Here is a 25,799-nt window from a genome sequence, read left to right as displayed (position 1 = left end):
TTATGATTAGTAAGTAACACTTTTTATCGATTGACTATATTTTTAAAATTTATTAATAAATGTAAATAGTATAAAGCTGATGAGTTATTTGTGGTTTTAGTTTTATGATTAATACTTCTCAAATTTTAATTAAAAATTCACTTTAGTTTTTTTATATTATTATTTCACATTGTATAAAGTAATTCGGATTGGATTATGAATTGAAGATAGTTTTTTTCTTAATTGATTTATTGTTTTCTTTCTATTTTGAAAGTGTTACCGGAACTGAGTTTTGAAATCAGTATTGTAATTTAGTTTTCTTCATTTTTTGAATAAAGCAATTAGGTTTCATTACTTATCATTTGCTTTTCTAAAAAGTATTTTAGGTTAAAATGATTTTTTTTTAATAACTAAACATTAATATTGATTTAAATTTAGTGTGCCCAATTTTTATATTTTTTTAGCAAAAGAGAGTCATTCAATCAAAAGGATTTACTTTTTAAATGGGGATTAATAAATGGTTATAAAATAGCATGCTTGATAAATAATAGGTAGTTGGGTAAAGCTATTTATTTTTCTTATTTCCACTTTAAAGTGTGTTTTTAGTAGGTATGAAAAGTCAATTTAGTAATTGATGTATTAAAGTAATATTGCATTCTTTTTTTTGTTGCAAAGTGGTTTTTTTTAAACTTCTAATTCCATAATTTATAAAGAATGAATATATGTAAAACAAGAAAACCACTCTTTAGAGTGGTTTTCTTGTTTTAAGAATGTGGTGTTTTGCTATTTGTTAGGTTTTATCAAATGTACATTATTGTATTTTTTTCTAATTTCAATCAAATTGCGTTCCGCGTCAATTTTTGTTTTAAAATTTCCAACCCAAACCTTGTAATTGGGTGTAAAGAAAAATATTGTTGCATCAATATCTTTAAATTCTTGTCTAAATTCATTTAATGTGCTTTTTGCTTTTTCGCTTTCGCCACTAAATATCTGAATTTGGTATCTTTCGTTTATTGCATTAGAAATATTCGTTTTTCTCTTCTCATTTAGCAATTGTTCAAATTTAGTGTCTTGTTTTACAGTTATGTTTGTAGCTTGTGCGTTTGAGTTATAACAGGAAATAAATAATGTTAGAGCTAAAAAAAAGGCTTTCGTAAGGGCTAAAATTCTCATAATGTGATTGTTTTTGTGCAAAAATAATATTTAATGATTGATGCCAAAGCGTAAATGTTATTTAGAATTGATATAAATTGAAATTAAGACTATTTTAAGGTTTTGAGAATAGTTCTTAAGTCGTATTTTTGTCGAAGTTTTAAAATTAAGGACTAGTTTTTATAATTCAATTAGAAAAAACTATGCCAATTTTTATTAGATAATCAATATAGTTTATGAAAAAGGTGGGTAACCGTAATTCGATCTCAAGGAAATTAATTTTTAGCATAGCTTTTATGTTAACTATTTCCTTTACTTCATTTGCTCAAGAAGCTGATGCTTCAGCTACTTCTGGAAGTGCTGACCCGGTTAAGGGAAAAGAGCTTTTTAATGCAAACTGTGCTGCATGTCACAAGTTGGATGCAAAAGCTACAGGTCCTGCACTTAGAGGTGTTGCAGGTAAATATGATGCTTCATGGCTTCATAAGTGGGTTCGAAACAGTTCTGATTTAATAAAATCGGGAGATGCGCAGGCTGTAAAGGTTTTCGAAGAGAATAATAAAGTGGTTATGTCTGCTTTTCCACAACTTTCTGATGGTGATATTGATAATATCATTGCTTATACCTCTGAGCCTAAAGCTGAGGCTGCCGCTCCTGCTGCAGGAAAAGAAGCTGTTCCTGGAACTGCTGCTTCTGATAGTGGAGTTTCAAATAATATAATTTTAGGTGCTTTGGCACTTGTTATGATTGTTTTGGTAGTGATGTTATTTTTGGTAAACAAGGTTTTATCTAAAGTGGCTAGTGCAAACGGAATTGTAGTTGCTCCAAAAGCGGCGACAACTCCAATATGGAAAGCATTTGCGAAAAATCAATTCTTGGTTTTAGTAACTTCAATATTTTTATTGTTGGCTAGTGCTTATTTTGTTTATGGTTTTCTGATGCAGATTGGTGTAGATAAAGATTATGCGCCTATTCAGCCTATTCATTTCTCACACAGAATTCATGCTGGTGAAAATGAAGTTAATTGTAAATATTGTCACTCTGCGGCTAGAGTAAGTAAAAATGCAGGTATACCTTCTTTAAATATTTGTATGAACTGCCATAAAGGAATTGGTGAAGTTGCAGAAACTACTGCTACTCCTGAGTACAGCAAAGCTTTTTATGATGAACAGATTCAAAAATTATATACGGCAGTTGGTTGGGATTCTGAAACTCAAAGTTATACTGGTAAAACACAACCTGTAAAATGGGTTCGTATTCATAATTTACCTGATTTCGTGTATTTTAATCACTCTCAGCACGTTACTGTTGCTGGAATTGAATGTCAAACTTGTCACGGTCCAGTTCAAGAATATGAAATACAAAAACAATTCGCTCCATTAACTATGGGTTGGTGTATTGACTGTCATAGAAAAACTGACGTTAAGATGGAAGGGAATGAATATTACACTAAAATTCACGCTGAGCTTTCTAAAAAATACGGAGTTGAGAAATTAACTGCAGCTCAAATGGGAGGTTTAGAATGTGGTAAATGCCATTATTAATCAAATTATTAAGATTTTAATATTTATATATGTCATCAAACAAAAAATACTGGAAAAGTGTTGAGGAACTAGACAAAAATAGTTCTATTGTTGAGGCGCTTAGAAATAACGAATTTGTTGAAGAAATTCCTACTGATGAGTTTTTAGGAAACGGTGATGCTTTATCATCTTCGTCAACATCACGTCGTGATTTTTTAAAGTACGTTGGTTTTAGTACTGCGGCGGCTACGCTTGCAGCTTGCGAGGGTCCTGTAAACAAATCAATACCTTACGTTCTTCAGCCAGAGCAAATTATTCCTGGAGTAGCTGATTATTATGCAACTTCTGTTTTTGACGGATTTGATTTTGCTAATCTTTTAGTAAAGACTCGCGAAGGACGTCCTATTAAAATAGATAATAATAAAATTGCTGGAGCTAATTTTAGTGCTAATGCTAGAATCCATGCGTCTATTTTGTCATTGTATGACAGTATGCGTTTGAAAGAGCCAAAAATTGAAGGTAAAAATTCAACTTGGGCTACTGTTGATTCTGAGTTAAAAGCAAGTTTAGCTGATGCTGCTGCAAAAGGAGGTCAGGTTGTTTTGTTAACTAATACGTTAGCAAGTCCATCTACTGAAAAACTTATTGCTGAATTTTTAAGTAAAAATACAGCCGCAAAACATGTTATTTATGATGCGGTTTCTGAATCTGAAGCGTTAGATGCTTTTGAATCGGTTTACGGAGAAAGAGCTTTAGTAGATTATGACTTTTCTAAAGCGTCATTGATTGTTTCTGTTGGAGCTGATTTCTTAGGTGATTGGCAAGGTGGAGGATATGATGCTGGCTATGCTAAAGGAAGAATTCCTAAAGCGGGTAAAATGTCACGTCACTTTCAATTAGAGTCGAATATGACTTTGTCTGGAGCTGCTGCTGATAAGCGTGTTGCTATGTCAACTGCAAATCAAAAACAAGCTTTAGTTCATATATATAATGTAATAACAGGTTCTTCTATAGGGGTAAGTTTAGATGCTGCCTTTAAATCAGAAGTAACAAAAGCAGCTCAGCAATTAAAAGCAGCTGGTTCTAAGGGATTGTTAGTTTCTGGTATTCAAGATAAAAATGCTCAATTATTAGTTTTAGGCATTAATCAAATGTTAGCAAGTGAAGCTTTTAATACTTCAGGAGTTAGACAGATAAGAAAAGGATCGAATGCAAAACTTACTCAATTAATTTCTGATATGAAAGCTGGTAGCGTTCATACTTTGATTATGAGTGGTGTGAATCCTGTATATACTTTAGCAGATAGTGCTTCTTTTGTTGAAGGATTAAAGAAGGTTAAAACATCAGTAGCTTTTTCTTTAAAAGAAGATGAAACTGCTTTGTTAAGTAAGATTGCTGCTGCTGTTCCTCATTATTTGGAATCGTGGAATGATGTAAGTATTACAAAAGGTACTTATGGAATAACGCAACCAACAATTCGCCCTCTTTTTGATACAAAACAATTTCAAGAAGTGCTTTTATCTTTAAACGGTATTCCTGGTTCTTACTATGATTATGTTAAAGGAAATGCAGCTTCAATAATTACTGGTTCTTCATGGAACAAAGTTTTACATGATGGTATTTTTGTTGGGGCAGTGCCAAGTGTTTCTGCTGCTTCAGTTGACTTTAAAGCTGCTGCTAGTGCTTTGTCTCAGTCTAAGGCTGCTCAAGGTCTAGAGTTAGTATTGTATACTAAAACGGGTATGGGTGATGGTCAGCAAGCTAACAACCCATGGTTGCAAGAGTTTCCGGATCCTATCACTAGAGTTTCATGGGATAATTATGTTACTGTTTCGAACGCAGATGCTAAGAAATATGAATTATCTAATGAGATTGTTGCAAATGGTGGTTTAAACGGTAGTTATGCTACGATCACGACTGCAGATGGGTTGAAGTTAGAAAACGTTCCTGTAATTGTTCAGCCAGGTCAAGCTGTAGGAACTGTTGGATTAGCATTAGGTTATGGTCGTAAAGCGGCTTTAAAAGAAGAAATGATGGTAGGTTTAAATGCCTACACTTTATATAAAGGTTTCAATAATGTGCAATCAATTACATTAACAAAATCTGGAGGAGAACATGAGTTTGCTTGTGTTCAAGGTCAGAAGACATTAATGGGAAGAGGTGATATTATTAAGGAAACTACTTTAGAGATCTTTAATACTAAAGATGCTAAAATTTGGAATGAACAACCAATGGTTTCGTTGGATCATAAAGAAGTAGAAGCAACTAAGGTAGATTTATGGACTTCTTTCGATCGTTCAACAGGACACCATTTTAATCTTTCAATTGATTTAAATGCTTGTACTGGATGTGGGGCTTGTGTAATTGCTTGTCATGCTGAAAATAACGTTCCTGTTGTTGGTAAATCTGAAGTTAGAAGAAGTCGTGATATGCACTGGTTGCGTATTGATAGATATTATTCTTCTGAAAGCACTTTTGCTGGTGACAATGAAAGAAAAGATAACATAGCTGGTTTGTCTAGTTCTTTATCTACATTTAATGAAATGGAGAAAGCAGGAGATAATCCTCAAGTTTCTTTCCAACCTGTAATGTGTCAGCATTGTAATCATGCACCTTGTGAAACAGTTTGTCCTGTTGCGGCAACTTCTCACGGGCGTCAAGGTCAAAATCAAATGGCTTATAATAGATGTGTTGGTACGCGTTACTGTGCGAATAACTGTCCTTATAAAGTGCGTCGTTTTAACTGGTTCTTGTACAACAAAAACAGTGAATTCGATTATAATATGAATGACGATTTAGGACGTATGGTTTTAAACCCAGATGTTAATGTTCGTTCTCGTGGAGTTATGGAAAAATGTTCTATGTGTATTCAAATGACACAAGCGACTATTTTAAAAGCAAAAAGAGAAGGAAGAGTTGTTGTTGATGGTGAATTCCAAACGGCGTGTTCAAATGCTTGTTCTACAGGAGCAATGAAATTTGGTGATGTAAATGATTCAGAGGCTGAGATTACAAAATTAGCAGCTGATGAAAGAATGTATCACTTGTTAGAACATGTTGGAACAAAACCAAATGTGATTTATCACGTTAAAGTTAGAAATACCTAGTACAAAATAAATTAATTAAGAATCAATATAAAGGATTATGTCGTCTCACTACGAAGCAACCATTAGAAAACCCTTAGTTATAGGTGATAAAACTTATCACGATGTAACTGTAGATGTAGCAGCACCTGTTGAAGGTAAAGCAAACAAACATTGGTGGATTGTATTTTCAATCGCATTAATAGCCTTCCTTTGGGGATTAGGCTGTATTATATACACCGTGTCTACAGGGATTGGTACATGGGGATTAAATAAAACTGTTGGATGGGCTTGGGATATCACGAACTTTGTTTGGTGGGTTGGTATTGGTCACGCAGGAACTTTAATTTCTGCTGTATTATTACTTTTCCGTCAAAGATGGAGAATGGCAATTAACCGTTCTGCAGAAGCAATGACAATTTTCTCTGTTATTCAAGCAGGTTTATTCCCAATTATTCACATGGGTCGTCCATGGTTAGCTTATTGGGTATTACCAATTCCGAATCAATTTGGTTCATTATGGGTGAATTTTAACTCTCCATTGCTTTGGGACGTATTTGCAATTTCAACTTATTTATCAGTTTCATTAGTTTTCTGGTGGACTGGTTTGTTACCTGATTTTGCTATGTTGCGTGATAGAGCTATAACTCCTTTTAACAAAAGAGTATATTCAATATTAAGTTTTGGTTGGAGCGGTAGAGCTAAAGATTGGCAACGTTTCGAAGAGGTATCTTTGGTTCTAGCAGGTTTAGCTACTCCACTTGTACTTTCAGTACACACAATTGTATCGATGGACTTTGCAACATCAGTAATACCAGGATGGCATACTACCATATTTCCTCCATATTTTGTTGCTGGTGCAGTTTTCTCTGGTTTTGCAATGGTGAATACCTTGCTTATTATTATGAGAAAAGTATCTAATCTTGAAGCCTATATCACAGTTCAACATATTGAATTGATGAATATTGTAATCATGATTACAGGATCTATTGTTGGTGTTGCCTATATTACTGAATTGTTTGTTGCTTGGTATTCTGGTGTAGAATATGAACAATATGCATTTCTTAACAGAGCAACAGGACCTTACTGGTGGGCTTATTGGTCAATGATGACTTGTAATGTTTTTTCTCCTCAGTTCATGTGGTTCAAAAAATTAAGAACTAGTATTATGTTTTCATTTATAATTTCAATAGTTGTAAATATAGGAATGTGGTTTGAGAGATTTGTAATTATCGTAACTTCGTTACATAGAGATTACTTACCTTCTTCTTGGACGATGTTTTCACCAACTTTTGTTGATATTGGAACATTCATTGGAACAATAGGTTTCTTCTTCGTATTATTTTTATTATACTCTAGAACGTTCCCTGTGATCGCTCAAGCTGAAGTAAAAACAATTCTTAAAGGAACTGGAGATAATTATAAAAGAGAAAGAGAAGCAAATAAAGATTCACACCATGAGTAATAAAGTAATATACGCCATTTATAATGACGATGATATTTTGATGGATGCGGTAAAAAAAACCAGAGCAGCTCATCATCATATTGAAGAAGTTTTTACTCCATTCCCAGTACACGGTTTGGATAAAGCAATGGGACTTGCACCTACGAGATTAGCGATTTGTTCGTTTCTTTATGGTTGTGTAGGTATTTCATTTGCCACTTGGATGATGAACTATATAATGATTCAAGATTGGCCACAAGATATTGGTGGTAAACCAAGTTTTAGTTACATTGAAAACATGCCTGCTTTTGTTCCAATTATGTTTGAACTTACTGTATTCTTTGCTGCGCATTTAATGGTTATTACTTTTTATATGAGAAGTAGATTATGGCCATTTAAAGAAGCTGAAAATCCAGATGTAAGAACTACAGATGACCATTTTTTAATGGAAGTTGCTGTAAGGGATAATGAAGAAGAATTGATTTCTTTTTTTCAAAACACAGGAGCTGTAGAAGTTAAAGTAATAGATAAGCATTAAATTAGATATGAAAAGCGTATATAAAATAACACTTTTATTTGGTATAACTATTTTAGTTTCATCTTGCCATAATACTACGGCACCAAACTATCAATATTTTCCAAATATGTACGAATCAGTAGGTTATGAAACTTACTCTGAGTCGAATGCATTTAAAGATGGTAAAGAAGGACAATTGCCTGCTGAAGGTTCAATTAACCGAGGCTTTGAGCCTTATGAGTATGAGAACACTACAGCTGGTTATGAATTAGCAAAAGCTAATCTTAAATCTCCACTTGATTCTTCTGTTCAAAACCTTGAAAAAGGAAAAGAGCTTTTTGATATTTACTGTATTTCTTGTCATGGTTCTTCAGGAAATGGAAAAGGTAAATTGGTAGAAAGAGAAAAGTTTCTAGGTGTTCCTAGCTATGCAGATAGAGTGATAACTGGTGGAAGTATTTATCATGTTATAACTTATGGTTTGAATTCGATGGGTTCACATGCCAATCAATTGAATCCCCAAGAACGTTGGTTAGTTGCTGACTATGTTCTAAAACTAAAAAGCGAATTATAATTGTTGAACAAACTGATCGTAATAGATATGTATACATTTTCAAGTAAACTAAAAACTTTTTCATTCATCTTGATGGCCGTAGGTGCGTTAGGAATTGGATATGGTTTTTATACTGCACCCAAAGATATTCAAGAAGTTGAAAAAATTCTCGCAGCGGAAAGTCATGGTGGCCATGGTGAAGCAAAACATGAAGAGTCTAAATCAACTGATGCTTCACATGAAAAAGCTAGTACTGAAAAGCTAGTTTTAGCAGATGATAAAGTGGCTAATACAGCCTTAGGAACTGCTGCTGTTGTTGATGATAGCACTCAGGTTAAAGTTGAGGCTGAAGCTATTCAAGCTGATTCTAATATTAAGAGAGAGACTCATGTAGTTAGTGAAGAAAAAGAGCATGCAGAACATTTAAATCATGTTTTACATCAATTACAAAATAAGCCATGGGCAGCTTTTTATGTTGCTTGTATCTTTTTTATGCTAGTTTCTCTAGGTGTTTTAGCTTTTTACGCTATTCAACAAGTATCTCAAGCTGGTTGGTCTCCTGTATTATTCAGAGTGATGCAAGGTATAACTTCATATTTGCCTGTAGGTTCTGTTATTTTCTTTATAGTTTTATTATTATCAGGTTTGCACTTAAATCATCTTTTTATATGGTTGGATCCTGAAGTAGTTGCTGCAGATAAATTAATTGCTAATAAAACGGGTTACTTAAATTTTCCTTTTTGGATTATTAGAGCTGCAGTGTTTTTGGTTGGATGGAATTTATATCAATACTTTTCAAGAAAAAATTGTTTAGCTCAAGATGAGTCAAATGATAATCTTAATTACAAAAAGAATTTTAATATATCAGCAATATTTTTAGTTTTCTTTATAGTAACTGAATCTATTATGTCATGGGATTGGATTATGTCTATTGATCCACACTGGTTTAGTACTTTGTTTGGATGGTATGTTTTCTCAAGTTTCTTTGTAAGTGGTATCACCATTATAGCATTAGTGACTTTGTATTTAAAATCAAAAGGTCTTTTAGAGCATGTAAATACAAGTCATATTCATGATTTAGCTAAATTTATGTTTGGATTTAGTGTGTTTTGGACTTATTTATGGTTTTCACAATTCGTTTTGATATGGTATGCTAATATACCTGAGGAGGTTACTTATTTTATAACTAGAATCGAATTATACAATCTTCCATTCTTTGGAGCTGTTGTGATGAACTTTTTATTCCCTTTGTTGATTCTTATTAACACTGATTTTAAACGAATTACATGGGTTTTAGTTATGGCTGGTGTTGTAATTTTAGCAGGTCATTATCTTGATTTCTTCCTTATGATTATGCCTGGAACAGTAGGTGACAGATGGTTTATTGGAGTTTCTGAGATTGCTTCTGTTCTTTTCTTCCTTGGTTTATTTATCTTTGTTGTTTTTACAGCATTATCTAAATCACCATTGTTGCCAAAAAGAAATCCTTTCATCGATGAAAGTAAACATTTCCATTATTAATATTTAAAGTAGAAAACAGATGACAAGTTTGTTGGTAATTATAGTTTTAGTTTTATTAGCTGTTGCTTTATGGCAATTGACTAAAATATTCGACCTAACGCAAGTTGGATCCAATTCAGATACATCAGAAGTAGCTACAGATGATGATAATAACGTACAAGGTTATATCATGTTTGCATTTTTAGCTTTTCTTTACATCTTCACTATTTATGGTTTATTTAAATGGGGACCTCTTGTTCTTCACACTCCTGCTTCTGAGCACGGTTTGGATGTTGATAATTTAATGAATATTACTTGGGTACTTATTTTTATTGTTCAGGCAATTACTCAAGCGTTACTTCACTATTTTGCTTTTAAATATAAAGGTAAAAAAGATCAAAAAGCGTTATACTTTGCTGATAATAATAAATTAGAAGCTGTCTGGAGTGTTATTCCTGCAGTTGTTTTAGCTGGTTTAATATTATATGGTTTATATGCTTGGACAAACATTATGTTTGTTGATGAAGATGAAGACACTATTGTAATTGAATTATATGCACAGCAATTTAACTGGAAAGCAAGATATTCAGGAACTGATAATGTTTTGGGTAAGGCGAATGTTAGATTGATCGAAGGTGTAAATAGTCTTGGTGTTGATATGTCAGATCCTTATTCTCAAGACGATATTGTAGTTACAGAATTACATATCCCGAAAGGAAAAAAGATTCATTTTAAAATGAGATCACAAGATGTTTTGCACTCAGCTTATTTTCCTCACTTTAGAGCGCAAATGAACTGTGTTCCTGGAATGGTTACTGAGTTTGCTTTTACACCAATCTTGACAACTGCTGAATATAGAGAGTTGCCTTATATGATTGAAAAAGTAGCGCATATTAATGACTTAAGAGCTAAGAAAAGTGTTGAACTAGTTGCTAAAGGTGAAACTGCTTTAGATCCTTACACTTTTGATTACTTATTGTTATGTAATAAAATTTGTGGTGCATCGCATTACAATATGCAAATGAAAGTAATTGTTGATACTCCAGAGGATTATAAAAAATGGGTGAGTGAGCAAGCTCTTTTGGTAAATCAAGTAAAAGAAGCTAAGGCTTCTGCTGCACCTGCAGTTGATGGTGCTGTAAAGCAAGATTCAACTAAAGTTGGTGATAGTACAGCTGTTGTTAAAATAGCTATGAAATAATTATTAAGAAAATTTAAAGTAAACATATATGTCAGCAGAAGGTCACGATCACGCATTAGATCACGAACACGAACACCATCATAAAGAAACTTTTATTACTAAATATATCTTTAGTATAGATCATAAAATGATTTCTAAACAATACCTAATTACAGGTATTATAATGGGAGTTATAGGGGTTATGATGTCTTTGCTTTTTAGAATGCAATTAGCATGGCCAGAGGAATCTTTTAAAATTTTTAATATTTTATTAGGTGATAAATTTGCACCTAATGGAGTTATGGCTAATGACATTTATTTAGCTTTAGTTACAATACACGGTACCATAATGGTTTTCTTTGTTTTGACAGCTGGTTTAAGTGGTACTTTTAGTAATTTACTTATACCTCTTCAGATCGGAGCTCGTGATATGGCATCAGGATTTATGAATATGGTTTCCTATTGGTTGTTCTTTTTGTCAGCTGTAATCATGCTCTCTTCTTTATTTGTTGAAGCAGGACCTGCATCATCTGGTTGGACAATTTATCCTCCTTTAAGTGCTTTGCCACAAGCAATCCCAGGTTCTGGTATGGGTATGACACTTTGGTTAATATCAATGGCTATTTTTATTGCTTCCTCTTTGTTAGGGTCTTTGAACTATATAGTTACTGTAATCAACCTTAGAACTAAAGGAATGTCAATGACAAGATTGCCATTAACAATTTGGACGTTTTTTGTAACAGCTATTATTGGTGTTGTATCTTTTCCAGTGTTATTATCAGCAGCTTTATTGTTAATCTTTGATAGAAGTTTTGGTACTTCATTCTTCTTGTCTGATATTTATATTGCGGGAGAGGTTTTACATTATCAAGGTGGTTCTCCAGTTTTATTTGAACACTTATTTTGGTTTTTAGGTCACCCTGAGGTTTATATTGTTATTTTACCTGCGATGGGTATTGTATCAGAAGTTATGGCAACAAGTTCTCGTAAGCCAATTTTTGGTTACAGAGCTATGATTATGTCTGTTTTAGCTATTGCATTTTTATCTACAATAGTTTGGGGTCACCATATGTTCGTTTCAGGTATGAATCCTTTCTTAGGATCTGTATTTACTTTTACTACATTATTAATTGCGATTCCATCTGCTGTTAAAGCTTTTAACTGGATAACAACATTATGGAAAGGTAATTTACAATTGAATCCAGCGATGTTGTTTTCAATAGGAATGGTATCTACTTTTATTACTGGTGGTTTAACAGGGATTATTTTAGGAGACAGTACGTTAGATATTAACGTTCACGATACTTATTTTGTTGTAGCTCACTTTCACTTAGTAATGGGGATTTCTGCTTTATACGGTATGTTTGCTGGTGTTTACCACTGGTTTCCTAGAATGTATGGTAGAATGATGAATAAGAACTTAGGTTACATTCACTTTTGGGTAACTGCAGTTTGTGCTTATGGAGTATTTTTCCCAATGCATTTTATTGGATTAGCTGGTTTGCCAAGACGTTATTATACTAACACTAACTTTCCTTTATTTGATGACTTACAAAATGTAAATGTTCTTATTACAACATTTGCTTTAGTAGGAGGTGTTTTTCAATTGGTTTTTCTTTACAACTTTTTCAGTAGTATTTTTTACGGGAAAAAAGCGGTTCAAAACCCATGGAAATCAAATACACTTGAATGGACTGCTCCAGTAGAACACATTCATGGTAACTGGCCTGGAGAACTTCCAGAAGTTCACAGATGGCCTTATGACTATAGTAATCCTAATCATGATGTAGATTTTGTTCCTCAAAATGTACCAATGAAGCCTGGTGAAGAAGTTTTACATCACTAGATTTTAAAATATAAAAAAATGCCTTTCAATTCTGGAAGGCATTTTTTTTTACTTGTAACTTTATTCTATCTTTGTTTCATGAATGAAAATCTAGATCCAACCTCAAACGGTTATAATGCAGAAGAGCTTGATATTGAGAAAAAGTTAAGACCACTTTCCTTTGATGATTTTGCTGGTCAAGACCAAGTTCTGGAAAATTTAAAAGTTTTTGTTCAAGCTGCGAATCAAAGAAATGAAGCGCTAGATCATACTTTATTTCATGGGCCTCCGGGATTAGGTAAAACCACTTTGGCTAATATTCTTGCTAATGAACTTCAAGTAGGTATTAAAATAACTTCTGGACCTGTTCTGGATAAACCTGGTGATTTAGCAGGTTTATTGACAAATCTTGAAGAGAGAGATGTTCTATTTATAGATGAAATACACCGATTAAGTCCAATAGTTGAAGAATATTTATACTCTGCAATGGAGGATTTCAAGATTGATATCATGATAGAGTCTGGACCTAATGCACGTACGGTTCAAATTAATTTAAATCCATTTACATTAATTGGCGCTACTACACGATCAGGTTTATTAACAGCCCCGATGCGTGCTCGTTTTGGTATTGCCTCTCGCTTGCAATATTATACTACTGAATTATTGACTACAATTGTAGAAAGAAGTGCTTCAATCTTTAATATGCCTATAACCATGGAGGCTGCTATTGAAATCGCTGGCAGAAGTAGAGGTACTCCTCGTATAGCGAATGCTTTGTTGCGTAGAGTCCGTGATTTTGCCCAAATTAAAGGAAATGGAAGTATTGACATTGAAATTGCCCGATATGCCTTAAAAGCACTTAATGTTGATGCTCATGGTTTAGATGAGATGGATAATAAAATCTTGAATACAATTATTGATAAATTTAAGGGTGGTCCTGTTGGTTTGTCAACTTTGGCAACAGCAGTCTCAGAAAGTAGTGAAACAATTGAAGAGGTTTATGAACCATTTTTAATTCAAGAAGGCTTTATTATGAGAACACCAAGAGGACGAGAAGTTACTGAGAAAGCTTATAAACATTTAGGAAAGATTAAAACTAATATTCAGGGAGGCTTGTTCTAGTTTTTTTTAATAAGCATAAGTGTAAAAATTATTGTTTTATATAGAGTTTTAATCTTTTTTTTTAACTGCTAATTTATATCATTCAAAATAAATCAACATATACAGAATTCATCAAATCTGAGGCAATTCGTCTTGGTTTTTTGTCTTGTGGTATTTCTAAAGCTGGTTTTTTAGAAGAAGATGCGCCGCGTTTGGAAAATTGGTTGAAAAATAATAATAATGGACAGATGTCCTACATGGAAAATCATTTTGATAAACGATTAAATCCTACTTTACTTGTTGAAGATGCAAAGAGTGTTATTTCATTGCTATTAAATTATTATCCAGAAGAACATCAAAATCCAGAAGCATTTAAAATCTCTAAATACGCTTATGGTGAAGATTACCACTTTGTTATTAAGGAGAAGTTGAAAGAGCTTTTATTTTCAATTCAATCAACTATTGGGGATGTGTCTGGGCGTGCATTTGTAGATTCTGCACCAGTATTAGATCGTGCTTGGGCATCTAAAAGTGGCTTGGGGTGGATTGGTAAAAACAGTAATTTAATAACCCAAAAAGTAGGTTCTTTTTATTTTATTGCAGAATTGATAATTGATCTCGATTTAGAATATGATAATGCTACTACTGATCATTGTGGCAATTGCACTGCTTGTATTGATTCTTGTCCTACTGAAGCGATTGTTGCTCCTTATGTGGTAGATGGTAGTAAATGTATTTCCTATTTTACGATTGAGCTAAAAGAAAATATTCCTATAGAGATGAAAGGAAAATTTAATGATTGGGCTTTTGGATGTGATATCTGTCAAGATGTTTGTCCTTGGAATAAGTTTTCAAAAAAGCACAACGAACCCTTATTTACAGCAAATTCTGAGTTGTTGACGATGTCTAAAAAAGATTGGATTGAAATTACTGAAGAAACTTTCAAAACTGTTTTTAAAAAATCTCCTATCAAAAGAGCTAAGTTTTTAGGATTAAAAAGGAATATTGATTTTTTGCAGTAATTTTTTTATAGATTCCATATTTATGCTATTTTAACAAAAAAATTTTCGATAAAAAAATAGTCTATAACTTTTTTAAGTTTCAATTTTATTTATTTAATCTTTATTCCTTGTTTTTATTATATTTTTTTTAACTTTATATCTCACAAAATCAAAGAGTTATGACTGTTAATCAAATTTTAAGTACAAAAGGAAAGGAAGTTTATTCTATACTTGCAACAAATACAGTGTATGAAGCATTGACAGTAATGAGTGAAAAAGACATTGGTGCTATTCTCATTATTGAAGATACTGTTTTAAAAGGTGTTTTATCTGAAAGAGATTATGCTCGAAAAATTGTTTTAAAAGCAAAATCATCAAAAAAAGCCTTGGTACATGAGATCATGGAAACAAATGTTATTACAGTAAATCCTTCAGATAATTTAGAATTTTGTATGGAATTAATGAGCACCAAAAGAGTCCGTCATCTACCTGTTTTAGAAAATAATGTCGTCATTGGAATAATTTCAATTAGTGATGTGGTAAAAGCCATTATTGATATTCAAAAGGATACTATAGAGCATTTGAATTCTTATATTACACAGTAAGAATTTATTTTCAAAATGATAACTACAGCCGCAATTTATGTGGCTGTTGTTGTTTAAATATGTTTGTATGACTTTAAATTTTAGAAAAGAATACGATAAAAGATAACTTTTTAAGACAAGTCTTCTATCTTTGTAGACTAGATAAAAATCTAATATCAATGGAAAAAAATAGTAAAAGAAGAGAAGCATTATTATATCATGCAAAGCCAACTCCTGGTAAAATTCAAGTTGTTCCTACAAAGAAATATGCAACGCAGAGAGATTTATCATTGGCTTATTCTCCTGGCGTAGCTGAGCCATGCTTAGAAATTGTTAAGGATGTAAATAACGTTTATAAATATACTGCCAAAGGAAATTTAGTTGCTGTAATTACTAATGGAACAGCTGTTTTAGGACTTGGTGATATCGGACCAGAAGCTTCTAAACCAGTAATGGAAGGAAAGGGTTTGTTGTTTAAAATATTTGCTGATATTGATGTTTTTGATATCGAAATTGGTACTAAAGATATTGAAGAGTTTATTCAAACTGTAAAGAATATAGCACCAACTTTTGGTGGAATTAATCTAGAAGATATCAAAGCGCCGGAATCTTTTGAAATTGAGAGAAGGCTGGTAGAGGAATTGAATATTCCCGTTATGCATGATGATCAACATGGTACTGCCATTATATCCTCAGCGGCATTATTGAATGCATTGGAATTAGCAGATAAAAAAGCCGAAGAAGTAAAATTAGTGGTTTCTGGAGCAGGTTCAGCAGCTATTGCTTGTGCCGATTTATATGTGCTATTAGGTGTGAAAATTGAAAATATTTTTATGTTCAATAGCAAAGGTTTATTAACTAAGGATAATCCTAAACTATCTGAACTTCAATTAAAATATGCTAAGGATAGTGCTTCAATGAGTCTTGAAGAAGCATTAAATGGAGCAGATGTATTTTTAGGATTATCAACAGGAGATATAATGACTGCTCAAATGTTGAAGGGAATGGCTGAAAATCCTATCGTTTTTGCTATGGCAAATCCAGATCCAGAAATTGATTATAATCTTGCGATGGAGACTCGTAAAGATATAATTATGGCTACAGGTCGTTCAGATTATCCTAATCAAGTAAATAATGTTCTTGGTTTCCCTTATATTTTTAGAGGAGCGCTTGATGTTCGCGCTACTACTATCAATGAAGAAATGAAGATGGCGGCTGTCAAAGCTTTAGCTTTATTAGCAAAAGAATCTGTGCCGGAACAAGTAAATGTTGCTTATGGAGCAACTAAGCTGAATTTTGGTCGTGAATATATTATTCCAAAACCTTTTGATCCAAGATTAATTACCGTTGTTGCTCCTGCTGTTGCAAAAGCTGCAATGGATTCTGGTGTAGCGCAAAATCCAATAATGGATTGGAATAAGTACGAGGAAGAATTATTGGACCGTCTAGGAAATGACAATAAGATGTTACGTTTGATGACAAACAGAGCAAAAATGGATCCTAAAAAAATCGTTTTTGCCGAAGCGGATCATTTAGATGTTCTAAAAGCAGCTCAAATCGTTTGGGAAGAAGGAATTGGTTTTCCAATTTTGTTAGGGAATAAAGAAATTATTTTAGAGTTGAAAGCAGAAATTGGTTTTGACGCAGATGTTACTATTATTGATCCAAAAACTGACGTAGAAAATGAACGTCGAAATAAGTTTGCTACCACATATTGGACTGCCAGAAAAAGACGTGGTATTTCTTTCTTTGATGCTCAAAAACTAATGAGAGAAAGAAATTATTTTGCTGCAATGATGGTTAATGAAGGAGAAGCAGATGCATTAGTAACGGGACACTCTAGAAGTTATCCATCGGTGGTAAAACCAATGTTGCAACTTATAGAAAAAGCGCCTGGAGCATCTATTGTAGCTACTACAAATATGATGATGACCGCTCGTGGACCAATGTTTTTATCGGATACGGCAATTAACATTGATCCAACAGCTGATGATTTGGCTAAAATTGCGATCATGACAGCCAAAACAGCTAAAATGTTTGGAATAGAACCCGTAATAGCAATGATATCTTTTTCTAATTTTGGTTCATCGACAAGTGAAAATGCGGGTAAAGTAAGAGAAGCAGTTTCATACTTGCATAAAAATCATCCTGAAATGATAGTGGATGGAGAAATACAAGCCGATTTTGCTTTGAACTCAGAAATGTTAAAAGATAAATTTCCTTTTTCAAAATTAGCGGGTAAGAAAGTAAACACCTTGATTTTTCCAAATTTAGACGCAGCAAATATTACCTATAAACTTTTGAAAGAATTAAATAAGGTTGATTCTATAGGGCCTATTATGTTAGGTATGGGGAAACCTGTTCACATTTTTCAATTGGGTGCTAGCGTAGAGGAAATGGTTAATATGGCAACAATTGCCGTAATTGATGCTCAAGAAAAAGCAATTAAAAAGAGAAACTAAATCAATATTTATACTGTAGCAATATAGTTAAAGTTATAATTTTAAGTTAATCCTCTGTTAATTTTATTATATTTGAAAATATATTTTAAGTATGATAGCACATTTACAGGGGAAATTAGTAGAGAAGTCACCAACGCATATTGTTATTGATTGTGGTGGTGTTGGTTATCATATTAATATTTCTTTACATACTTATTCTTTACTGCCCAATACAGATTTTATAAAAGTGTATACGCATCTTCAAATTAAAGAGGATGCGCATACACTTTTTGGTTTTATAGAAAAATCAGAGAGAGAAATTTTTAGATTATTGCTATCCGTTTCAGGAATTGGAGCGAGTATCGCTAGAACGATGTTATCCTCGCTAGATCCTAAACAAATTACCAACGCTATAGGGTCTGCAGATGTGGTTACAATCCAGTCCATAAAAGGAATTGGAAGTAAGACAGCTCAAAGAGTGATATTGGACTTAAAGGAGAAAGTCTTAAAATTATATGATTTAGACGAAGTTTCTATGTCACAAAGCAATACAAATCGAGATGAAGCGTTATCTGCTTTGGAAGTTTTAGGATTTGTACGTAAAACTTCAGAGAAAATTATTGAAAAAATTGTCAAAGAAGATCCAGATGCTTCTGTAGAGACAATTATTAAAAAAGCATTAAAAAGCCTTTAAAAGCTACATAAGAAACACGAATTCTATGCATAAAATTTGTATTTTTTTGCTTGTTTTATTTTGTGGTTTTGTATCACAAGCTCAAGTAGAACAAGTTGTTCAGGATACGACTAAAAATGGATTTTCTAAAGGGAAAATTCAACTAAAAAATCCAAAAAGTATTATTTCTGCATATACTTATGATCCTGTTACTGATCGGTATATTTATACCAATTCTGTAGAAGGGTTTTCTATCAATTATCCAATAATTTTAACTCCAAAAGAATACGAGAATTTAGTTTTAAAAGAGTCGATGAGAGACTATTTTAAGAAAAAAGTCGATGCTGTTGATGGTAAAAAAGAAGGTAGCGATCTGGCTAAAAAGGATTTATTGCCAAGATATTACATTAAATCGGGTCTTTTCGAATCAATTTTTGGAAGTAATACAATTGATGTAAAGCCTACCGGATCTGTAGAGATGGATATTGGTATGCGGTATACGAAACAAGATAATCCCTCTTTTTCTCCAAGAAATCGTTCTAATCTAACTTTTGATTTTGATCAAAGAATTAGTATGAGTTTAATGGGTAAAGTAGGAACTAGACTTAATGTAAATGCTAATTATGATACGCAATCAACATTTGCTTTTCAGAATTTAATAAAACTAGATTATTCCCCCTCAGAGGATGATATTATTCAGAAAATAGAGGTGGGAAATGTGAGCATGCCATTAAACAGTTCTTTGATTAGAGGGGCACAGAGTTTATTTGGTGTCAAAACCAAGCTTCAATTTGGTAAGACAACTATAACAGGTGTTTTTTCGGAACAAAAATCACAAACAAAAAGTTTAGTTGCAGAAGGTGGAGGTACTATTGAAAATTTCGAGATGTTTGCATTAGATTATGATTCAGACAGACACTTTTTCTTATCTCAGTATTTTAGAAATAGATATGATAAATCACTTGCAAATTACCCATTTATAGATAGTAGAGTTCAAATTTCTAGAATTGAAATCTGGGTAACAAATAAGCAAAATAGGGTAACTACAACTAACAATAACTTAAGAAATATTATTGCGCTTCAGGATTTAGGTGAAGGACAATTGTCTGGTTTACCAGATACCGAGGTGGTAGTTTTAAATCCTTCTAATGGCATTTTTAATAATCCGCCAGATTCTCCAACGGACAACTCGAATAATGATTATGATCCAGCGCAAATTACATTAGGAACAGGATTACTGAATGCTAATATTCGTGAAATTGTAACGGCTAATTCTGGTTTTAATATTACGATTAGCGAAGGTCAAGATTATTCTAAACTTGAAAATGCAAGAAAACTTAATCCAAATGAATATACCTTTAATCCGCAACTTGGGTATATTTCCTTGCAACAAAGATTAGCTAATGATGAAGTGCTTGCTGTTGCCTATCAATATACAATTGGTGATAAAGTTTATCAAGTAGGGGAGTTTGGTAATGACGGTGTAGATGCGACGGTGGTAACAGGAACGAATCCATCTAATCAAGCAATTATTTCACAAAGTTTAGTATTAAAAATGCTGAAAAGCAATTTGACAAACGTAAAAAATCCCGTTTGGAATTTGATGATGAAAAATATATACCAAATTCAAGGTGGATACCAATTAAAGCAAGAAGATTTTAGATTTAATATCCTGTATTCTGATCCTTCACCACTAAATTATATTAGTCCAGTTGCGGGAAGTCCTTTTCCTGCCAATCCTTCCAAAGAAAATAAAGTTGCTGAAACGCCTTTGCTAAAAGTTTTTAATTTAGATAAGTTAAATTATAACAACGATCCTCAAGATGGAGGAGATGGTTTTTTTGATTTCATGCCTGGTCTAACAATTGATGCTCAGAACGGGAGAATTATATTTACAACTAAAGAACCTTTTGGTGAATTATTATTTTCAAAACTAACAAATACTGGATCAGCAGAAAATTATAATAATACGACAACTTATAATGAAAATCAAAAGAAATATGTTTTTCGAAGTATGTACCGAAATACACAATCAGGTGCTTTGCAAGATAGTGATAAAAATAAATTTCTATTAAGAGGTAAGTATAAGTCAAGTGGTGGCGATGGTATTCCAATTGGAGCATTCAATGTTCCTCAAGGTTCAGTAGTAGTTACTGCTGCGGGAAGAGTTTTGGTTGAAGGTGTCGATTATAGTGTTAATTATCAATTAGGTCGTGTTCAAATATTGGATCCTTCTTTACAAGCTTCTAATACACCAATTGAAGTTTCTTTAGAGAATAATTCGATTTTTGGTCAGCAAACCAGACGTTTCATGGGAGTTAATGTAGAACATAAAATTTCTGATAATTTTTTAGTTGGTGGTACATTTCTAAAAATGTCTGAAAAACCATTTACACAAAAATCAAGTTTTGGTCAAGAATCTGTTAATAATACTATTTTTGGATTTAATACTAATTTCTCTACTGCGGTTCCTTTTTTGACACGCTTAGTAAATAAATTGCCAAATATTGATACTGATGTTCCCTCTAATCTTTCGATAAGAGGTGAAGTAGCTTTTTTGAAACCTGATTCGCCCAAAGCAGATAAGTTTCAGGGAGAATCTACTATTTATGTTGATGATTTTGAAGGCTCGCAATCTACTATAGACATGCGTTCTGCTTATTCTTGGAGTTTAGCATCTACTCCTGCTAGAAATGCAAAAAGTAATTATAATTTTAATGCTGATGCAAATGATTTAAGTTATGGATTCAAAAGAGCCAAATTATCATGGTATTCTATTGACCCAATTTTTTATACTCAAAAACCTTCTGGAATTTCTAATGAAGATCTTTCACTTAATTCAACCAGAAGAATTTTTAGTAGAGAGTTGTATCCACTTACAGATATCGCGCAAGGCCAAACCCAAGTTGTAAATACATTAGACTTGAGTTATTATCCCTCCGAAAGAGGTTCTTATAATAATAGTACTACTACCGCTTCGGATCCAGCTAGTAATTTTGGAGGAATCATGAGGTCTTTGAATGCTACCAATTTTGAACAAGGTAATGTAGAGTATATTCAGTTTTGGGTTTTAGATCCCTATGTGGGAAAAGGACAATCACCTTTGACAAATACAGGAAAAATTTATTTTAATTTAGGTGAAATATCAGAAGATGTACTAAAAGATGGAAGAAAACAATATGAAAATGGTTTAGGTCCAGATCAAATATTAACAAATCCAAGACCTTTATGGGGAGATGTTCCTGCGTCTCAATCCTTGATTTATGCCTTTGATAACAATGCTGATAACAGAAAAAACCAAGATATAGGTTTAGATGGTTTGTCTAATGCGAATGAAGGTTCTGTTTATACTAATTTTGCCTCTGAACTAGATCCTGCAGCAGATGATTACATTTATTATTTAAATACTACTGGAAGCATTTTAGATAGGTATAAAAATTATAATGGTACCGAAGGAAATTCGGCTGTTAATATAAATGATCCTAATAGAGGAGCGACAACTTTGCCTGATGTTGAGGATATTAATAGAGACAATACGATGAATACCATCAATGCTTACTACGAATATAGTGTTGCTATTGAGCCGGGGATGAATGTTGGTCAAAATTATGTAACTGATGTAAGAAATACACAAGTGACTTTGCCTGATGGTTCTACCACAGAAGCGAGGTGGTTGCAATTTAAAGTGCCTGTTTCTCAACCAGAGAATACAATAGGAAACATTTCTGATTTTAGATCAATTCGTTTCATGAGAATGTTTATGACTGGATTTACGTCTGAGGTTACAGTTCGTTTTGGAGCCTTAGATTTGGTTCGTGGCGAATGGAGAAGATATACAAATGCTCTTGATTTTAATGATTTAAATCTGGCAGATGACAATACTATTTTAGATGTTCAGGCTGTAAGTGTGCAAGAAAATAATGAAAGATGCCCCGTGAATTATATTTCGCCTCCAGGAGTTCAAAGAGAGCAACTTTATAATAACAATACCATTATTAATCAAAATGAACAGGCGCTGGCTTTAAGAGTTTCGGGTGACGGATTAGAACCTGGAGATTCAAGAGCTGTTTTTAAAAATGTTAGTATTGATATGCGTCAGTTCAAGAAATTAAAAATGTTCTTGCATGCCGAATCATTGCCAGGAGAAATCGCTCTTCAAGACAATCAAATGGTAGGTTTTATTCGTTTTGGAAATGACTTTACACAAAATTTTTACCAAATAGAAATTCCATTGAAAGTAACGGTTCCTGCAGGAATTTCTAATTCTGATTGTAGTTCTTTAAGCGCCGAAGCCGTTTGGCCAGAGGAAAATCAAATCGATTTATCATTGGCATTGTTAACTAAATTAAAAATTATAGCAATGAGCATCGATCCGATGACTTTGCCTGCTGACGGAATTTATTATCCAGATTCAGATCCAAATAGACCAGAAGGAGATGGAAGTAATGGGTTGAAATTAGGTATAAAAGGGAATCCAAATTTTGGATTAGTACGAACACTTATGGTAGGTCTAAAAAATAGTGATGCCCGTAATGACATAAAAGGAGAAGTATGGTTTAATGAACTTCGATTGGCAGATATGGATAATCACGGAGGAATGGCAGCAGTTCTTAATGTTGATACCAACCTTGCTGATTTTGCTACGATTTCTGCTTCCGGTAGAAAAACCACTATTGGTTTTGGATCTTTAGAACAAGGGCCAAACGAACGAAGTAGAGAAGATACAAGACAATATAATATTGTAACTAATGTGAATTTAGGTAAATTATTGCCACAAAAATGGGGCGTTAATTTACCTTTTAATTATGCTATTGGCGAAGAAACAATTACCCCGGAGTACGACCCTTTTAATCAAGATATAAAACTAAAGCAATTACTAGAAAACACCACTGATCAAAATAAGAGAGATAATATAATTAATAGAGCAGTAGATTATACTAAAAGGAAAAGTATAAACTTTATCGGAGTAAGAAAAGAACGTCAGCCAGAGCAAAAACAACATTTGTATGATCCTGAAAACTTTACTTTTTCTCAGTCTTTTAATCAAGTAGAAAGACATGATTTTGAAATAGAAGATTATGTAGATCAGCAAGCCAACTCATCAGTAGATTATGGATATACTTTTCAATCTAAACCAATCGAACCTTTTAAAAAGAACGAGTTTTTGAAAAAAAGTAATTACTGGAAGTTGTTGAGTGACTTTAATTTTAATTATTTGCCTTCTAATATAACTTTCAATACCAATATAAATAGACAATATAATCGTCAGCAATTTAGGCAAGTAGAAGTAGAAGGTATTGGTCTAGATCCTTTATATCGTAGAAATTTTGCTTTTAATTATCAATATGGTTTTAATTATAATTTAACTAAATCGCTAAAGTTAAATTACACAGCTTCTTCAAGTAATATTGTAAAAAATTATTTAAATGAAGACAATGAACCTATTGATAGTTTTACCATTTGGGATAGTTATTGGGATATAGGAGATCCAAATCAGCACATGCAACAATTGGTAGTTAATTATGAAATACCAATTAATAAAATACCATTATTTAGTTTTGTAAAAGCAAATTATTCTTATACGGGTGATTATACTTGGCAACGTGCTTCTAACGCGCTTTCGCAAATTAGTATTGACGGTACTGATTATAATTTAGGAAATACGATTCAAAATGCGAATTCAAATAATATAAATACCACATTCAATATGGAGATGTTGTATAAGTATTTGGGTATTTCAAAAAACAACTCTAAAACAACTCCTAAAGCAAAAACAGTACTGCCAAAACCTGGGGAGAAAATAGTAAATGCTAATGCGAATCAAATTCCAAAAAACAATCCTTTTATGGATGGTTTGCTTGGGGTTTTAACTAGTGTAAAAAACATTCAGGTCAATTATACCTATAATAGTGGTACGGTTTTACCAGGATATACGCCGGGAATTGGATTTTTAGGTTCCTCAAGACCTTCTTTAGGTTTTATCTTTGGAAGCCAAGATGATATTCGATATGAAGCTGCAAAAAACGGATGGTTAACGGATTACCCTGATTTTAACCAAAATTTCACTCAGGTAAGTAACAAGTTGTTTAAAGCCACAGCCAATATAGATTTGTTTCCAGACTTGAAGATTGATTTAACATTAGACAGATCTATATCTGAAAACTCATCAGAACAATATGATGTTACAAATGGTATTTATAACGCTAGATCTCCTTACAATACAGGTATTTTTTCAATTTCAACTGTGTTAATAAAAACTTCATTTTCTACTAGTGATGAAAATGGTTCGGCAGCTTTTGATGATTTTAGAGCCAACCGTCTTACAATTGCAAATAGATTAGCCACAGAACGAGGTATTGACATTAACAACCCATTGAATAGAGATCCAGAAGGATTTCCTTTAGGATATGGTAAAAACAATCAGTCAGTATTATTGCCAGCATTTTTGGCGGCTTATTCTGGTGGCGATGCCTCTGCGGTTTCATTAGGTATTTTTAGAAGTTTTCCGATACCCAATTGGGCGGTTAAATACAATGGCTTGATGCGTTATAGTCTTTTTAAAGAAAATTTTAAACGCTTTTCTTTGCAGCATAATTACAGAGCTTCCTACACCATAAATGCTTTTAGATCTAATTTTGATTATGATAAAACGCCTAATGGAGTAGATCTAAGTGGTAATTTTTTAAATCAGACTATTATGTCTAATATAAATTTAGTAGAACAATTTAGTCCGCTAATTAGAATGGATTTCGAATTGAAAAGTTCTTTTAAAGTCCTTACTGAAATCAAAAAAGACCGAGCGTTGTCAATGAGTTTTGATAATAATCTTTTAACCGAAGTAAAAGGTGTTGAATATATAGTGGGAATGGGATATCGTTTTAAGGATGTTGTACTCTCATCGAGATTGGCAGATAGTCCAACAGGGATAATAAAAAGTGATATAAATATCGCAGCTGATGTAGCGTATAGAAATAATCAGACCATTGTTCGCTATTTAGATTATAACAACAATCAATTAGCGGGAGGACAGAATATATGGTCACTAAAAATAAAAGCAGATTATTCTTTTAGTAAAAATTTGACAGCAATTTTCTATTATGACCATTCGTTTTCAAAAGCAGTAATATCTACTTCTTTTCCGTTAACCAATATTCGTTCAGGCTTTACCCTTCGTTATAACTTTGGGAATTAATTTTTTTTGAATCTCAACCAGAAATGAATAGAAGATTGTTACATTTGTAAC

15 protein-coding genes are annotated in these 25,799 nt (G+C 32.8%); 14 read left to right on the top strand and 1 reads right to left on the bottom strand.

Annotation, left to right across the window (positions count from 1 at the left end; all coding sequences use genetic code 11):
- Positions 1–762: 762 nt before the first annotated feature.
- The gene (locus tag H2650_RS01025) at positions 763–1,152 is read right to left on the bottom strand and encodes an SPOR domain-containing protein (RefSeq protein WP_188048899.1); all 390 of its coding nucleotides are present in this window, start codon (positions 1,150–1,152) and stop codon (positions 763–765) included.
- A gap of 215 nt (positions 1,153–1,367) precedes the next feature.
- Between H2650_RS01025 and H2650_RS01020 the strand changes: the two genes are divergently transcribed.
- The 14 genes from H2650_RS01020 (at position 1,368) to sprA (ending at position 25,748) form a co-directional block, all read left to right on the top strand.
- Positions 1,368–2,675, top strand: a complete 1,308-nt coding sequence (locus H2650_RS01020) for a c-type cytochrome (protein ID WP_188048898.1) — start codon at positions 1,368–1,370, stop codon at positions 2,673–2,675.
- A gap of 29 nt (positions 2,676–2,704) precedes the next feature.
- Complete coding sequence (locus H2650_RS01015) at positions 2,705–5,761, top strand: TAT-variant-translocated molybdopterin oxidoreductase (RefSeq protein WP_188048897.1); 3,057 nt, start codon at positions 2,705–2,707, stop codon at positions 5,759–5,761.
- Between the two features lie 37 nt (positions 5,762–5,798).
- Positions 5,799–7,202 carry an NrfD/PsrC family molybdoenzyme membrane anchor subunit gene (nrfD, locus tag H2650_RS01010; protein WP_188048896.1) on the top strand — a complete coding sequence of 468 codons (1,404 nt, stop codon included), beginning with the start codon at positions 5,799–5,801 and terminating at the stop codon, positions 7,200–7,202.
- Positions 7,195–7,719, top strand: a complete 525-nt coding sequence (locus tag H2650_RS01005; RefSeq protein ID WP_188048895.1) for a DUF3341 domain-containing protein — start codon at positions 7,195–7,197, stop codon at positions 7,717–7,719. The genes nrfD and H2650_RS01005 overlap by 8 nt, the downstream gene beginning before the upstream one ends.
- 7 nt (positions 7,720–7,726) lie before the next feature.
- The gene (locus H2650_RS01000; RefSeq protein WP_188048894.1) at positions 7,727–8,272 is read left to right on the top strand and encodes a cytochrome c; all 546 of its coding nucleotides are present in this window, start codon (positions 7,727–7,729) and stop codon (positions 8,270–8,272) included.
- A gap of 27 nt (positions 8,273–8,299) precedes the next feature.
- Positions 8,300–9,772: a quinol:cytochrome C oxidoreductase gene (locus tag H2650_RS00995; RefSeq protein ID WP_188048893.1), complete on the top strand. Its 1,473-nt coding sequence runs from the start codon at positions 8,300–8,302 to the stop codon at positions 9,770–9,772.
- Between the two features lie 19 nt (positions 9,773–9,791).
- A complete protein-coding gene (locus H2650_RS00990; protein ID WP_188048892.1) occupies positions 9,792–10,952 on the top strand; it encodes a cytochrome c oxidase subunit II in 1,161 nt (386 codons plus the stop codon).
- A 28-nt stretch (positions 10,953–10,980) separates the two neighbouring features.
- Positions 10,981–12,777: a cbb3-type cytochrome c oxidase subunit I gene (locus tag H2650_RS00985; protein WP_188048891.1), complete on the top strand. Its 1,797-nt coding sequence runs from the start codon at positions 10,981–10,983 to the stop codon at positions 12,775–12,777.
- A 78-nt stretch (positions 12,778–12,855) separates the two neighbouring features.
- Complete coding sequence (gene ruvB, locus H2650_RS00980) at positions 12,856–13,878, top strand: Holliday junction branch migration DNA helicase RuvB (RefSeq protein WP_188048890.1); 1,023 nt, start codon at positions 12,856–12,858, stop codon at positions 13,876–13,878.
- Between the two features lie 77 nt (positions 13,879–13,955).
- Entirely contained in the window at positions 13,956–14,879 is a 924-nt protein-coding gene (queG, locus tag H2650_RS00975) for a tRNA epoxyqueuosine(34) reductase QueG (protein WP_188049500.1), read from the top strand.
- 158 nt (positions 14,880–15,037) lie between these two features.
- Positions 15,038–15,463: a CBS domain-containing protein gene (locus H2650_RS00970; RefSeq protein ID WP_188048889.1), complete on the top strand. Its 426-nt coding sequence runs from the start codon at positions 15,038–15,040 to the stop codon at positions 15,461–15,463.
- 158 nt (positions 15,464–15,621) lie between these two features.
- A complete protein-coding gene (locus H2650_RS00965; RefSeq protein WP_188048888.1) occupies positions 15,622–17,904 on the top strand; it encodes an NADP-dependent malic enzyme in 2,283 nt (760 codons plus the stop codon).
- Positions 17,905–17,995: 91 nt separating this feature from the next.
- Positions 17,996–18,577 (top strand): Holliday junction branch migration protein RuvA, encoded by a 582-nt coding sequence (gene ruvA / locus H2650_RS00960; RefSeq protein WP_188048887.1) that lies wholly within the window; start codon positions 17,996–17,998, stop codon positions 18,575–18,577.
- Positions 18,578–18,602: 25 nt separating this feature from the next.
- Positions 18,603–25,748 (top strand): cell surface protein SprA, encoded by a 7,146-nt coding sequence (gene sprA, locus H2650_RS00955; RefSeq protein WP_188048886.1) that lies wholly within the window; start codon positions 18,603–18,605, stop codon positions 25,746–25,748.
- Positions 25,749–25,799: the final 51 nt, after the last annotated feature.

Origin of the sequence: Flavobacterium sp. GP15, from assembly GCF_014281985.1 — a bacterium.
Lineage (GTDB): Bacteria > Bacteroidota > Bacteroidia > Flavobacteriales > Flavobacteriaceae > Flavobacterium > Flavobacterium pygoscelis.
Note: the sequence above shows the minus strand (reverse complement) of the source record. Positions and strands in the feature narration are given on the sequence as shown.

Bases quoted from the DNA above. Each gene is read 5' to 3' on its own strand.
- nrfD (WP_188048896.1), top strand. From the start codon at position 5,799: ATGTCGTCTCACTACGAAGCAACCATTAGAAAACCCTTAGTTATAGGT.
- H2650_RS00995 (WP_188048893.1), top strand. From the start codon at position 8,300: ATGTATACATTTTCAAGTAAACTAAAAACTTTTTCATTCATCTTGATG.
- H2650_RS00985 (WP_188048891.1), top strand. From the start codon at position 10,981: ATGTCAGCAGAAGGTCACGATCACGCATTAGATCACGAACACGAACAC.
- H2650_RS01015 (WP_188048897.1), top strand. From the start codon at position 2,705: ATGTCATCAAACAAAAAATACTGGAAAAGTGTTGAGGAACTAGACAAA.
- ruvA (WP_188048887.1), top strand. From the start codon at position 17,996: ATGATAGCACATTTACAGGGGAAATTAGTAGAGAAGTCACCAACGCAT.
- H2650_RS00965 (WP_188048888.1), top strand. From the start codon at position 15,622: ATGGAAAAAAATAGTAAAAGAAGAGAAGCATTATTATATCATGCAAAG.
- sprA (WP_188048886.1), top strand. From the start codon at position 18,603: ATGCATAAAATTTGTATTTTTTTGCTTGTTTTATTTTGTGGTTTTGTA.
- H2650_RS01000 (WP_188048894.1), top strand. From the start codon at position 7,727: ATGAAAAGCGTATATAAAATAACACTTTTATTTGGTATAACTATTTTA.
- H2650_RS00990 (WP_188048892.1), top strand. From the start codon at position 9,792: ATGACAAGTTTGTTGGTAATTATAGTTTTAGTTTTATTAGCTGTTGCT.
- H2650_RS01020 (WP_188048898.1), top strand. From the start codon at position 1,368: ATGAAAAAGGTGGGTAACCGTAATTCGATCTCAAGGAAATTAATTTTT.
- H2650_RS01005 (WP_188048895.1), top strand. From the start codon at position 7,195: ATGAGTAATAAAGTAATATACGCCATTTATAATGACGATGATATTTTG.
- H2650_RS00970 (WP_188048889.1), top strand. From the start codon at position 15,038: ATGACTGTTAATCAAATTTTAAGTACAAAAGGAAAGGAAGTTTATTCT.
- H2650_RS01025 (WP_188048899.1), bottom strand. From the start codon at position 1,152: ATGAGAATTTTAGCCCTTACGAAAGCCTTTTTTTTAGCTCTAACATTA.
- ruvB (WP_188048890.1), top strand. From the start codon at position 12,856: ATGAATGAAAATCTAGATCCAACCTCAAACGGTTATAATGCAGAAGAG.